Origin of the sequence: Flagellimonas marinaquae, from assembly GCF_003992675.1 — a bacterium.
Taxonomy (GTDB): Bacteria; Bacteroidota; Bacteroidia; order Flavobacteriales; family Flavobacteriaceae; genus Flagellimonas; species Flagellimonas marinaquae.
Genome location: NZ_RZMZ01000002.1, coordinates 242421 through 255200 on the forward strand (window position 1 = coordinate 242421; position 12780 = coordinate 255200).

General features: G+C 43.7%; 11 protein-coding genes and 1 pseudogene. 4 read left to right on the forward strand and 8 right to left on the reverse strand.

Going from position 1 to position 12780, the window contains the following annotated elements; all coding sequences use genetic code 11:
- Nucleotides 1–25 precede the first annotated feature (25 nt).
- The 3 genes from EO130_RS01005 to EO130_RS01015 all read right to left on the reverse strand — a co-directional run bounded on the left by EO130_RS01005 (nucleotide 26) and on the right by EO130_RS01015 (nucleotide 2535).
- Nucleotides 26–1084 carry an NAD(P)/FAD-dependent oxidoreductase gene (locus EO130_RS01005; protein WP_127139676.1) on the reverse strand — a complete coding sequence of 353 codons (1059 nt, stop codon included), beginning with the start codon at nucleotides 1082–1084 and terminating at the stop codon, nucleotides 26–28.
- A gap of 63 nt (nucleotides 1085–1147) precedes the next feature.
- Nucleotides 1148–1384: a NifU family protein gene (locus tag EO130_RS01010; RefSeq protein ID WP_108246045.1), complete on the reverse strand. Its 237-nt coding sequence runs from the start codon at nucleotides 1382–1384 to the stop codon at nucleotides 1148–1150.
- Between the two features lie 11 nt (nucleotides 1385–1395).
- On the reverse strand, nucleotides 1396–2535 hold the full coding sequence (locus EO130_RS01015; RefSeq protein WP_127139677.1) for an Mrp/NBP35 family ATP-binding protein: 1140 nt from the start codon (nucleotides 2533–2535) through the stop codon (nucleotides 1396–1398).
- Between the two features lie 224 nt (nucleotides 2536–2759).
- Here EO130_RS01015 and EO130_RS01020 point away from each other — a divergent pair, with 224 nt between their 5' ends.
- A complete protein-coding gene (locus EO130_RS01020) occupies nucleotides 2760–4421 on the forward strand; it encodes an amidase (protein ID WP_127139678.1) in 1662 nt (553 codons plus the stop codon).
- Here the strand turns inward: EO130_RS01020 and EO130_RS01025 are convergent, their stop codons facing one another.
- From EO130_RS01025 to trmB, 3 genes are read right to left on the reverse strand one after another with little or no spacing between them, the layout of a single operon-like run.
- Nucleotides 4422–4745 (reverse strand): MGMT family protein, encoded by a 324-nt coding sequence (locus EO130_RS01025; protein ID WP_127139679.1) that lies wholly within the window; start codon nucleotides 4743–4745, stop codon nucleotides 4422–4424.
- 4 nt (nucleotides 4746–4749) lie between these two features.
- Nucleotides 4750–5385: a LysE family transporter gene (locus EO130_RS01030; RefSeq protein WP_127139680.1), complete on the reverse strand. Its 636-nt coding sequence runs from the start codon at nucleotides 5383–5385 to the stop codon at nucleotides 4750–4752.
- A gap of 3 nt (nucleotides 5386–5388) precedes the next feature.
- Complete coding sequence (gene trmB, locus EO130_RS01035; RefSeq protein ID WP_127139681.1) at nucleotides 5389–6057, reverse strand: tRNA (guanosine(46)-N7)-methyltransferase TrmB; 669 nt, start codon at nucleotides 6055–6057, stop codon at nucleotides 5389–5391.
- A gap of 87 nt (nucleotides 6058–6144) precedes the next feature.
- On the opposite strand from trmB, the gene EO130_RS01040 reads away from it, so the two are divergent.
- A complete protein-coding gene (locus EO130_RS01040; RefSeq protein ID WP_127139682.1) occupies nucleotides 6145–7281 on the forward strand; it encodes a glycosyltransferase in 1137 nt (378 codons plus the stop codon).
- Here the strand turns inward: EO130_RS01040 and EO130_RS01045 are convergent.
- Both EO130_RS01045 and EO130_RS01050 read right to left on the reverse strand, forming a co-directional pair.
- Entirely contained in the window at nucleotides 7182–8261 is a 1080-nt protein-coding gene (locus EO130_RS01045) for a sensor histidine kinase (protein WP_127139683.1), read from the reverse strand. The two genes, EO130_RS01040 and EO130_RS01045, sit on opposite strands and share 100 nt — an antisense overlap.
- Complete coding sequence (locus EO130_RS01050; protein ID WP_127139684.1) at nucleotides 8261–8947, reverse strand: response regulator transcription factor; 687 nt, start codon at nucleotides 8945–8947, stop codon at nucleotides 8261–8263. Before EO130_RS01050 ends, EO130_RS01045 begins: the two co-directional genes overlap by 1 nt.
- A gap of 178 nt (nucleotides 8948–9125) precedes the next feature.
- Between EO130_RS01050 and EO130_RS01055 the strand changes: the two genes are divergently transcribed.
- Entirely contained in the window at nucleotides 9126–12029 is a 2904-nt protein-coding gene (locus EO130_RS01055) for a TonB-dependent receptor (RefSeq protein WP_127139685.1), read from the forward strand.
- Between the two features lie 47 nt (nucleotides 12030–12076).
- Nucleotides 12077–12780, forward strand: a pseudogene (locus EO130_RS01060) (hypothetical protein); the annotation flags it as partial.

Here is a 12780-nt window from a genome sequence, read left to right on the forward strand (position 1 = left end):
TATCTATTTAAAAATGTATTTACTTTTAGTCGATTGCTTTCACCACGGCTTTTGGGGCCTCCTTCTTGCTTCCATCAAATCCAGTAACGCCTCCCACGGTGGTATACTTCATTACGTATTTTTTATCTGGATGTATTTTTTGATAGGCGCTTTGGCACATCAAGGTCGCTTCGTGGAACCCACACAAGATCAATTTCAACTTACCTGGATAGGTATTCACGTCGCCAATGGCATAAATCCCAGGAACATTGGTCTGGTAGTCATAGGTATTGTCCACCTTGATGGCATTTTTTTCAATCTCCAGTCCCCAATTGGCTATGGGTCCTAGTTTTGGGGACAATCCAAAAAGAGGGATGAAATAGTCGACTGCTATATCGGTTTCTTCTGAGGTATTGGTATTTTGAACGGTAACTTTCTCCAAGCTATGCTCGCCTTTTAGGGCAACCACCTCAGCCGGTGTAATCAAATTGATTTTGCCTTCATTTTTGAGGTGCTGTACCTTCTCTACGGAATCCAGTGCCCCACGGAACTCGTTCCTTCGGTGTACCAAGGTGACTTCTTCGGCGACATCGGCCAAAAAGATGGACCAATCCAAGGCGGAGTCTCCCCCTCCTGCAATCAGCACTTTTTTACCTCTATAAACTTCTGGCTCCTTGATCATGTAGGCAACGCCGTTATCCTCATATTTTTCCAAGTTCTCCAACAAGGGCTTTCTGGGCTCAAAACTGCCCAGGCCACCTGCGATGGCAACTATTGGGGCATGGTGCTTGGTACCTTTGTTGGTAGTAACGATGAAAGTGCCATCATCCAATTTTTCGATGGTTTCTGCACGCTCGCCCAGGGTGAAACCAGGCTGAAAGGGTTTGATCTGTTCCATCAAATTGTCCACCAAGTCTCCTGCCAATACTTCGGGAAATCCGGGGATATCGTAAATGGGCTTTTTGGGATATATTTCAGAGCATTGCCCACCGGCTTGAGGCAAGGCATCTATCAAATGGCATTTTAACTGTAACAGGCCCGCTTCAAAAACAGCAAAGAGACCCGTAGGTCCCGCTCCAATTATCAGAATATCTGTTTTGATCATATACAAGAGGTTTTGGCATGCAACTTACTGCTTGCCCCAAAAAAGATTTATGATTTTAATCAGTTAGGAAATATTGATGACTTCTTCGATTTGAGGGGCATACTTTTTAATGGTCATTTCTACACCGCTTTTCAACGTCATTTGGTTAACGCTGCAGCCAATGCAATTCCCCTCCAATCGAACCTTTACGGTATTGTCCTCGATGGAAATCAATGTGATGTCTCCACCATCGCTCTGCAAGAAAGGTCGGATTTCCTCCAACGCCTTCTCTACATTGCTTCTTGTTTCTTCTGATGTCATTGTTGTCATGCTCACTTCTTTTTAACAGCGGAACAACCAGCCATTGTTGTAATCTTTATTGCCTCGGTTGGAGGAAGGTCAGTATTTCTTCGCACCAATTCCTGTACCACATTTTTCGTCAGTTCCTCAAAAGCTTCTTCTGTGGGAGTGGCCGTCTGCAGCGCAGCAGGTCTTCCTACGTCGCCAGCTTCTCGAATGCTCTGCACCAGTGGTATTTCCCCCAAAAATGGAACGTTTAAGTCTTCCGAAAGGTTCTTTGCCCCATTTTTACCAAAGATATGATATTTGTTGTCGGGTAATTCCGCAGGTGTAAAATACGCCATATTCTCCACGATTCCCAATACCGGCACATTGATGGCTTCTTGCTGGAACATGGCCACCCCTTTTCGGGCATCCGCCAATGCGATTTCTTGTGGTGTACTTACCACGACCGCGCCTGTTACCGGCAAGGATTGCATAATGCTCAAATGGATATCACCTGTTCCCGGAGGTAAATCCAACAAAAGAAAATCCAATTCACCCCAATGGGCATCAAAAATCATTTGGTTCAATGCCTTTGCGGCCATAGGACCCCTCCAAATCACCGCTTGGTTGGGTTGGGTAAAGAATCCAATGGAAAGCAACTTCACCCCATAATTTTCGATTGGTTTCATTTTGGCCTTTCCATCCACATTGATGGATAAGGGTTTCTCTGCAGCCACATCGAACATAATAGGCATGGACGGCCCGTAAATATCTGTATCCAAAAGACCTACTTTAAAGCCCATTTTGGCCAAGGTCACCGCCAAGTTGGCCGTAACCGTAGATTTCCCTACACCTCCTTTACCTGATGCCACGGCAATAATATTCTGTATCCCAGGAATTGGTTTTCCCTTGATTTGGTTTACTTTGGGTTTGGCGGGGGCATCCACCTTAAGGTTGACCTTTATTTTGGCTTTTTCATACACCTCCCTGTGGATAATTTTCAAAATCTCCACCTCGGTCTTCTTTTTTGCCTGTAGACTTGGGTTTTTTATGGTGACATCCACTTCCACCTCATCGCCAAATACCTGCACATTGGTCACCGAACCGCTTTCTACTAAATTTTGGCCTTCGCCCGGTGCGGATATTTTTTCCAACGCCTTGAGTATATCTGCTTTTTTCAACTTCATGATTTGCAATTTTTTAAACCAATTGTTTGAACTGGTTCTAAACTACAAAGATACGATGTTGGTATTAGATTAAGAAGTTGTCCCTCCGATTTTCAAAAAAATTGAAAAGGGATATCATGTGCTTCCCTTTAAATGGGATATCAAACATAAAAGAGCCTTTATATGATGTTCCTTTTTTTGAAAAAATGTAGTTTAGAAGCTGCTATTTCAAATTATCGACCAACATGCCAACAAAAACCAAATTCCCCCTCATCCTCCTTCTTTTGATTTCCTTGACTTGGATTTCCTGCTCCACCAACAAAAATGCCTTTAGCAAGCGGGACGTGAAAAAGTCGGAAAAACTTATTGGCTTACATTTCGCCAACAAACAAATCGATACCCTTTATCCCTATTTGCAACGAAATAAAAGTGGGTTCGATTCCCTTCGCAAATATCCCTTAGATTATGGTGTTTTTCCTGCTATCCGTTTTGACCCAACTCCCTTTGGCTTCCAAATGCCAGAGCAACAGGAAGGAACCCAATGGAATATACCCAACTATGTGGAAGTACCTGAGCCTTACGACCTATTGGCATTTTATACGATCCCGCAGCTGGCTTCCCTCATTAAACATCAAAAAATAACCTCAACGGAACTCACCAAGTTCTTCTTGGGCCGATTGAAAAAATACCAGCCAGCCCTCCAATGTACCATCACTATTACGGATAGTTTGGCCTTGGAACAAGCGAAGCGGGCGGACGAGGAAATCCAAAATGGGAACTATCGCGGCATCTTGCACGGCATTCCCTACGGGACGAAAGATTTGATGGCCGTACCCGGTTATCCCACTACCTGGGGCGCGACTCCATACAAAGACCAAATGATCAGTGAAACAGCCACGGTGATACAAAAGCTGGAAGATGCCGGGGCCGTTTTGGTGGCGAAATTGGTATCGGGCGCCTTGGCCCGCGGCGATGTATGGTTTGATGGAAAAACGAAAAATCCTTGGGACACCACGCAAGGAGCCAGCGGTTCCTCAGCAGGATCGGGTTCGGCCACCTCGGCAGGACTTGTTCCATTTGCCTTGGGGACAGAGACCCTAGGTTCGATTACTTCTCCCAGTACCCGAAATGGTGTTACGGGTCTTCGGCCTACCTACGGCAGGGTAAGTCGCCATGGAGTAATGAGCCTGAGTTGGTCCATGGACAAGGTTGGGCCCTTGGGCCGAAATGCAGAGGACTGTGCCATTGTGTTTGAGGCCATTCAGGGAAAGGATGAAAATGACCTCACCACGGTTGACCTTCCTTTTGGGGTGGATTGGAGCAAGGATATCAAAAACCTACGCGTCGCCTATCTCCAAAAGGATATTGAAAAGGACACCACAGTATCTGGTGATAATCTGAGAAATGCCTTAAAATCCCTTGAAGCATTGGGCATTCATCCAACGCCCGTGGAAATGCCCGAAGCAGTGCCCTATCGTGGTTTCGATATTATTTTAAGAGCGGAAGCAGGTGCCTTTTTTGATGAACTGGTCCGTTCGGGAGAGGTAGATATTATGGTGGAGCAAGACCAACGTTCCCGTGCAAACTCTCTGAGGCAAAGCCGGTTTATTCCTGCTGTGGAATACATTCAGGCCAATCGTCAGCGACAGGTGCTTATCCAAAAAATGCAGGATATAATGAAGGATTACGATGTGTTGATCTCGCCCACTTTTGGCAACGACCAACTTTTGGCCACCAACCTAACCGGACATCCTGTTATTGCCGTCCCTACGGGCTTGGACGATGAAAACCATCCTACGAGTATGACATTCGTTGGCAACTTGTATGATGAGGCAAGTATTCTGTTATTGGCAAAAGCATTTCAGGACAACACCTCCTTTGATGAGTTGCATCCTCCGGGATATTGATCAAAGTTCTTGGGCAGGATCCCAGAAGTATTTTTGAAAATCGATAATTTGATTGTCCTTTATTGGGATTCCTTCGTTTTCGAGGAGCTGTTGCATAAGGTTGGTGCCGTCAAAATGGTGCTTTCCCGTGAGCACACCCACTCGATTCACGACACGATGGGCGGGAACGTCCTTTGCCAAGGAATTGTTCATGGCCCAGCCAACCATACGTGCGCTTCGGGCAGCTCCTAGATATTTGGCTATTGCCCCGTAAGAAGTGACCCTGCCATAAGGAATCTGTTTGGCTACTTCGTAGACTTTATCAAAGAAGTTTGTCTCCTCCATAGGGTCAACGGTACATAATTCTAATCAGGGTAATAATGAGCAAGAGCAACATCAATGCACTCAAAATGTAGTTGGAGTTCCTCGAAAAGCGACTGTTCTTGGTCTCCAATTTATCAAAATAAAAGGTATAGAGGTAAAGCACCGAGAAAGTGCCAGTGCCCGCTGCTACAACAAAGGTAGTAATGTCCTTGGCCTCGAACTTGATCCATCCGGCCTCGTTCCACATGGCATTCAAGCCACTGTAATACGGAATGGTCAACAAATTGAGGGCTGCCAACAACACCCCTTTAAAGAAACTGTTTTTTTTGCTCAAATTGACTTCCTTGATGGCCTGCGCTTTGGCTTTGTTCCTTTTGGCCACTACAAAAAAGTAAATGGCAAAAAACGCAAAAACAGCCACAGCGATCTTGAAAAGCACATCGACCACCTCTGGATTTCGATATAAAAATTTTGAAATATAGACCGCAATATAGGCCTGCACCATTATGGTGCTCGAGACGCCCAAACTGAATATGACCCCGTTCAATTTCCCTTTTTCCACGCTCACCTTAGCGGCGTTCATGTTGAGCAGACCCGGCGGCACCGTTGCCATAAAGGCAGCAGAAAATGTGGCAAAAAAGAGAATGAGTACGTGGGTCATTGGTTAGTTGATCCTAAATTGGATGTAGGTTATTGGTTTTCCTTTTTCAAGATACTGATTTTCATAGAAAGTTTGAATCTCCAGAACTTCAGATGGCGCTCCCTCGTTTTTGTAAACGTCGTGATTGGCATACAGAATTTCGTGACCCAAGCCCTGTAAAAGTCCCAAGGTATAGCCATGCATGTATTCACTATCAGTCTTAAGATTGATAAGTCCACCTGGTTTCAATATTTTCTTGTACCGTTCCAGAAACACGGGATTCGTCATACGGTGTTTGGTTCGTTTGTACTTGATCTGTGGGTCGGGGAAGGTTATCCAAATTTCGCTGACTTCTCCCTCTCCAAAAAGATGGTCCACCAATTCTATCTGAGAACGCAGAAAGGCCACATTGTTCAACTCCTTTTCCAAAGCGGTTTTGGCACCTCGCCAAAAACGGGCCCCTTTAATATCAATACCAATATGGTTTTTGTCTGGGTTTATTTGCGCAAGACCCACCGTGTATTCCCCTTTGCCACAACCCAATTCCAAAACGATAGGGTTATCATTGCCAAAAAAGGAAGACCACTTGCCTTTGTATTTGAATCCGGCCATAACCTCTTCCCGGCTGGGCTGCACTACATTGGCGAACGTTTCGTTTTCCTTGAACCTCTTGAGTTTGTTCTTACTTCCCACTTTTTGGTATTGAATTGAGCAAAAAATTAATGATTTGGCAAAACTAAGGAAATCTAAAAGCAATTCGCATTTTGTTTTTTTGTGATCATGCAAAGTTCCAAACGTATTCTGGTCGCCCCATTAAATTGGGGACTGGGACATGCCACCAGGTGCATACCCATCATCCATGAATTATTGGCCCATGGCCATCAACCTTTTATTGCATCGGATGGGGTGGCCCTAACTCTGTTGAAAAAAGAATTTCCAGAGCTGCCCGCCTTTGAGTTGTCCTCCTACAACATTTCTTATGCGGAGAAGGGGAAAAACTTCAAAATCAAGATGATATGGGATTCCCCCAAGGTACTCAAAGCCATGGCCAAAGAAAAGAAGGAAGTAAAACGTTTAGTAAAGGAACACGGCTTGAACGGCATTATTTCCGACAACCGATTAGGAGCCTATTATAAAAAAGTGCCTTGTGTCTTCATTACGCATCAGCTCAATGTGCTTTCGGGCAATACGACTTGGATGAGCTCAAAGGCCCATCAAAAAATTATCAAAAAGTTTGATGCTTGCTGGGTTCCCGATGTGCAGGATAAACCCAATTTGACCGGTAAGTTGGGCCATCTGAAAAAGTCCAAATTAAACATTGCCTACTTGGGTCCTTTGAGCCGTTTTGAAAAAAAGGAACTTCCCCTCATCTACGACCTGATGGTTTTGTTATCAGGTCCTGAACCTCAGCGGACTTTTCTCGAAGAAAAACTGTTGTCAGAACTACGCGGTTTTGAGGGCAACATTCTTTTTGTAAAGGGGAAAATTGAAGATGAACAAGTCAGGGAGGAGATATGGACTTCCAACGGAAACATCATCCATTACAATTTTATGAAGTCTGCCGAATTGGAAGAGGCCCTGAACCAAAGTAAGCAGGTCCTATGCCGATCGGGCTACACTACGGTAATGGATCTGGCTAAATTGGAAAAGAAAGCGTTTTTTATCCCAACTCCCGGACAATACGAACAGGAATATTTGGCCAAACGGATGCAGAAGCAGGGACTAGTCCCTTTTAGCAGTCAAGAGGACTTCTGTTTAAATGATTTATCAAGAATTGTCGACTTTAAGGGGTTAACGCAATTTGAATCGCAAACGGACTATTCGGCCTTGTTCTCGGTTTTTTGTGGAACCGGAGCTGTGGCCTTTTCGAGGGTAAAGGAAAACTCGGAACCTACGTCCACTTCACTTTCAACATAGATTTTTTCACCGTGGGCCTCAACAATGTGTTTTACAATGGAGAGTCCAAGTCCAGAGCCCCCTTCGGCCCGGCTACCGCTTTGGTCTACGCGATAAAAGCGCTCAAATAGGCGTGGTATGTGTTGTTTTGGAATTCCTCCACCGTTATCGGTAACCCTTACGATTACCTTGTTTTTGATGAGATTTTCCACACTTACCTCCGTGGTGCCTTTGGGCAGTCCGTATTTAATGGAGTTGACCAGCAAGTTACTGATTACCTGTTGTATTTTGTCCCGGTCACCGTTTACGTAAATGGGGTTGGGATACTCCATATCAAAGGTTAGGGATATTTCCTTTCGGGCGGCTTTCATCTCTAAAAGATCAAAGGTATTTTGAATGAGCTCGATGATGTCAAAATCCTCTCGCTCCAATTTTAGCTCGCCTGCCTCCAACTTGGTAATCAAATCGAGGTCTTTTACAATGTAAATTAAACGCTCTACTCCCTTACTGGCTCTTTGCAGGTATTTTTTGCGCAGTTTTTTATCCTTCATGGCTCCATCCAACAGCGTAAGGATGTAACCTTGTACGGTAAATAGTGGCGTTTTGAGCTCATGGGAGACATTTCCCAAAAAGTCTTTTCGGTATTCTTCGCGGATTTTTAGGGTGTCGATCTCGATTTTCTTCCCTTCGGCAAATTTTTCGATTTCTTGCACCAGGGTTCTCATATCGGTGGTCACTGGCTTGGAGGAAAAGGAGGTGGACTCCAAAAGGGAAACATCGTCATAAATTTTTTTGATTCGGCGATAAATGAATCGTTCCACCCGTATTTGAATGATTCCAAAACAGATTACAAAGCACAGGAGGACAAAAAGAAGGAGGTGTATCCAATCAAAGTTTCCAGCGTCCCATTGGAAGCCAAGGAAAACAGCGGTAAGTAAAATAGTAATGGCCAGTGAAGACCTTAGGGCAAACTTATATGATTTCTTTAGTTTTATGGCCATTAGAGCACAAACTTATACCCAACGCCCTTTACGGTTTTAAAGTGGTCATCCCCAATTTTTTCGCGCAATTTTCGGATATGGACATCGATGGTACGGCCACCAACGACCACTTCGTTGCCCCAAACTTTATCGAGAATTACCTCGCGCTTAAAAACCTTGTTGGGCTTGGAGGTCAGTAGGGACAACAACTCAAATTCCTTGCGGGGCAGTACCATTTCCTCTCCGTTGTTCACAATCTTATACTCTTCACGGTTGATAACGATTTCTCCCACCTTAACAATATCCTCTACTTCCTTTTTATCATCCTTCAACCTGCGCAATAAGGCCTTTACCTTACTTACCAGCACTTTGGGCTTAATGGGTTTGGTGATATAGTCGTCGGCACCTGCATCAAAACCGGCAACCTGGGAGTAATCTTCGCCACGGGCGGTCAAAAAGGCAATGATGGTATCCTCCAGCCCAGGCGTGTTACGAATTTGTTCACAGGCTTCGATTCCATCCATTTCGGGCATCATCACATCCATAATAATCAAGTGTGGGGATTTTCTCTTAGCCTTGGCCAAGCCATCAGCACCATTTTTTGCAGTAATAACTTCATAGCCCTCTGCAGACAAGTTATAGCCTATAATTTCCAGAATATCAGGCTCATCGTCTACCAGTAGAATCTTAATGTCCTTGTTTTTCATGGGATGTGGTTTCTGTGTTAATCGCCCAAATGTAAAGATAATACACTTACGGGATAAACGCTTAACGTTCATTTAATCTAGTAACATTATTGTAACAGAACTGAAATAAACTCTTAACATACAACTAACACGGCTTTTACAACCTCTGGCGTTCTTTGCGCCAAATATATGCCTGATAATGAAATATTTTTTATTGACTTTTGCCTTATTGGCAACCTCACTGGTCAGTGCCCAGCAATCTACGGGCAGTATCGTAGGTAAACTGACCGATCAAGAGTACAACAATGAACCTCTTCCTTTTGCCAACGTACTTATAAAAGGTACAACTATTGGTACAACATCGGATTTTGATGGACTTTATGAGATATCCGGAGTTGCACCTGGTACATATACCGTGGTTTATAGCTTTTTGGGTTATGAAACCGTAGAGGTACCAAATGTAACTGTTGAAGCCGGTAAGGTAACAAGTGTTGATGTCCCCATGAGTGCGGGACAGGGAATGGTGCTGGATGAAGTTGTAGTTACCACTGTATCTCGAAAGGATTCGGAAGTAGCACTTCTATTAGACCAAAAGAGAGCCATTGAGATAAAGGAAAGTATTGGAGCTGTGGAATTGGGAAATTTAGGAATTTCCGATGTAAAGTCCGCTGCCACCAAGATCTCCGGAGTAACAGAAAGTGAAGCCTCTGGCGACGTATTTGTTCGTGGTCTTGGTGACAGGTATTTAACAACTACCTTTAATGGTCTTCCTATACCATCGGATGATGTAGAGAGAAAAAACATCGACCTTGGTTTGTTCCCAACACGGGTCATTCAAAATGTAAGTATCAGTAAAACCTACTCCGCAGCTACTTCTGCAGACCAAGCTTCTGGTAACATCAATATCGCATCCAGAGAGTTGGCCGGAACCAGCGAGTTGGAAGTTGGGGTTTCGGTTGGGGCCAATACCAATGCCATTGGAGATGGCTCAGACGGGCCAGGATACCAGGTAACCGCCAACTATGAAGACACCTCGTTAGGTTTTTACGATACCAATATAGATATCAGAGAACAGATTACCAATCAATCTTGGGATGCCAACACCTTGGACACCCCTGCCAATATGGGTATCAATATTAGCGGTGGAAAGTCGTTTTTCGATAACAAGTTTAAGGTGTTTGCCACGCTATCAAACTCAAAGTCTCACAGATATTATACACCTGGGGAGTTTTTGATTTATGACCAAGTTACTGTAACTGATTCTATTACCGATTTCCAACAATGGGAAACTGAGCATGTGAACAATGCAATGTTGGACCTTACCTATCAAGATGAAAAAAACATCATCAAGTCGGTTACCCTATTTGTCAATACCTTGAACGATGTTGTAGCTGAGGGTGGTAGAAACGGGTTCGGTAACATCCAAGAGGAAACCTTAGGGGATTTTTCTGATTTTTTACGTGACCAAAACACCAAACAAACCCGACTATTTGTCACCCAATTAATTGGTAATCATAAATTTGGTGAAAAGAATGTGCTCGATTGGGCGGTAAGTTACAATAGGTTGAACGCCGACGAACCAAACAGGATTCGTAACATTATCAACTTTACTTCAGACCCCATTAATGCATTCTTATATGAAAACAGTGCTTTCGAATCACGAAAGCTTTCCCAAATCATCGATGACGAAGAATATAACGGTCTCATTAAGGACCGTTTAAAAATCATTGATGAGGAAGACAAGAAATTTTTCATTGATTTAGGACTCAATTACAGAAAGAAAACGAGGGATTTTGAATCCAGCTTTTACGGAGTATCTAACGTAGATGACAATAGACCAAGTTCAAATTCTTTGGATGAACTAGACCAAATATTCACGGACGCCAACTTCAACAACAATATTTTGGAAATTCTTTCTTTCCAAAACAATGAAGCCGGCGAAGTTAAAGACGAATACACCGGAGAATATGAATCCATGGCAGGGTTTGCCCTATTTAATGTCGGTTTTGGAAAATGGAACTTCAATACTGGATTAAGGTACCAACAAGACGAAATCGTGGTCAACTATGACGTTGCCAATGCTCCTGGTGGTGATGTAGGGGTTGTTACTAGAGATTACAGTAACGTATATCCAAGCTTGAACATAAAATATTCATTGAACGATGAACATGCTCTGCGTTTTGCAGCAAGTCGAAGTATTACACTTCCCGAGTTCAAGGAGATTGCTCCCTTCCGTTACATTTCGCCTACAGGTCAACAAGTATTTGGTACGGTAGGGGAAAATGCATTGGAGGCATCATTCTCCAACAATTTTGACCTTAAATGGGAGTTCTTCCCGACAAGAGGGCAGTTGATTTCTGCATCGCTCTTTTACAAAAATATCGAGGACCCCATTAACAAGGTTAGGGCCCGCGGATCTGATGGTGCTTTGTTCACTTTTAGAAATACCGGTGAAACAGCGACCATTTATGGTATAGAATTGGAATCAAAGATAGATATCCTAAAGCCCGAGATGAACGACGAGGATGGTAACCCATTAGGGCCTACCCTAAGTTTAGTTCTTAATGCCAGTAGAATGTGGCACGAACAAGACCTTTTGGAAAGAACCACGGAAGAAGGCGCTATCATAGAAACCTTTAGATATGGTACCAATAGGAAAGCTCCATTGCAGGGTGCTTCTGATTGGATTATGAACTCTAGCCTAAACCTGGAAACGTCCAACAATTGGATAGTCAACGCTTCCGCGAGCTATGCTTCAGATAAGATTTTCGCCATGGGCTTTGCCCGAGCACAAGAGGATTGGGACACTAGGTATAATGATGCCATTTTCGAAAAAGGATTTGTGGTTCTAAATTCAAAAATCAGCAAACAATTCGGTCAAAACTTCCAAGTATCGCTATCTGGTCAAAACTTGCTCAATCCAAAAATTGAACAAACCATTAACTACTTAACTTCAGAGAGCAGGGCAGAATTGGAAGCCTTTTCTGATGACAGGGATGTACGTTTGGGCCCGGGGGCACCACGAAGGGAAACCATTACTGATGTAGTACGATCTTATACACTAGGTAGAACATTCAATCTAGGACTTAAATACACTTTTTAATACGAATCAATACAATAGTCTAATAATTAATCTAAATCACTTTCTTTATGAAAACGAAAATTTTCAAAATTTCAATGTTGTTCTTAGCTGCAACAGCTTTGGTTTTTACCAGCTGTAGCAGTGATGATAACGACCCTGCCCCACCACCAGTACAAGCTACTTGTGATGATGGTATCCAAAATGGAGACGAAACCGGTGTAGATTGTGGAGGTTCTTGTACAGCTTGTCCGACGCCTACTACAGTTCTTACTGGTTCTATCAATGAAGATACAGAGCTTGATGCCTCTGAAACTTATGTACTTCAAGGTTCACTTAGCGTAGAAGCTGGTGCAACATTGACCATTCCTGCTGGTACAACCATTACTGCCGAAGTAGAGTCTGGTGAAGAAACCAGTACTTATATCGTTGTACAAAAAGGTGGTATGATCGATATTCAAGGTACAGCTGCCAACCCTGTTGTAATGACTTCATCCAATGAACAACCTGGAGATTGGGGTGGTTTGGTAATCGCTGGTGATGCAACCACTACCGAAGGTGTGGATGCTGAAGCCGAAGTAGGTGGTATCATCTACGGTGGAACTAACGATGCCGATAATTCCGGTAGCATCGATTACTTGATTATCAACTACGCTGGTGCACAGATCAACTCCGAGTCACAGTACAACGGACTATCGCTTTACGCTGTAGGTTCAGGTACTACCATTAGCAACGTTGCTATCTTGAACGGTACCGATGACGGTGTCGAGTTCTT

What these genes read in the sequence shown, in the direction of transcription:
- EO130_RS01025 (WP_127139679.1), bottom strand. Translation starts at nt 4,745, where the DNA reads ATGGAGGAGACAAACTTCTTTGATAAAGTCTACGAAGTAGCCAAACAG.
- EO130_RS01040 (WP_127139682.1), top strand. Translation starts at nt 6,145, where the DNA reads ATGCAAAGTTCCAAACGTATTCTGGTCGCCCCATTAAATTGGGGACTG.
- EO130_RS01015 (WP_127139677.1), bottom strand. Translation starts at nt 2,535, where the DNA reads ATGAAGTTGAAAAAAGCAGATATACTCAAGGCGTTGGAAAAAATATCC.
- EO130_RS01050 (WP_127139684.1), bottom strand. Translation starts at nt 8,947, where the DNA reads ATGAAAAACAAGGACATTAAGATTCTACTGGTAGACGATGAGCCTGAT.
- EO130_RS01005 (WP_127139676.1), bottom strand. Translation starts at nt 1,084, where the DNA reads ATGATCAAAACAGATATTCTGATAATTGGAGCGGGACCTACGGGTCTC.
- EO130_RS01055 (WP_127139685.1), top strand. Translation starts at nt 9,126, where the DNA reads ATGAAATATTTTTTATTGACTTTTGCCTTATTGGCAACCTCACTGGTC.
- EO130_RS01010 (WP_108246045.1), bottom strand. Translation starts at nt 1,384, where the DNA reads ATGACATCAGAAGAAACAAGAAGCAATGTAGAGAAGGCGTTGGAGGAA.
- EO130_RS01030 (WP_127139680.1), bottom strand. Translation starts at nt 5,385, where the DNA reads ATGACCCACGTACTCATTCTCTTTTTTGCCACATTTTCTGCTGCCTTT.
- EO130_RS01020 (WP_127139678.1), top strand. Translation starts at nt 2,760, where the DNA reads ATGCCAACAAAAACCAAATTCCCCCTCATCCTCCTTCTTTTGATTTCC.
- EO130_RS01045 (WP_127139683.1), bottom strand. Translation starts at nt 8,261, where the DNA reads ATGGCCATAAAACTAAAGAAATCATATAAGTTTGCCCTAAGGTCTTCA.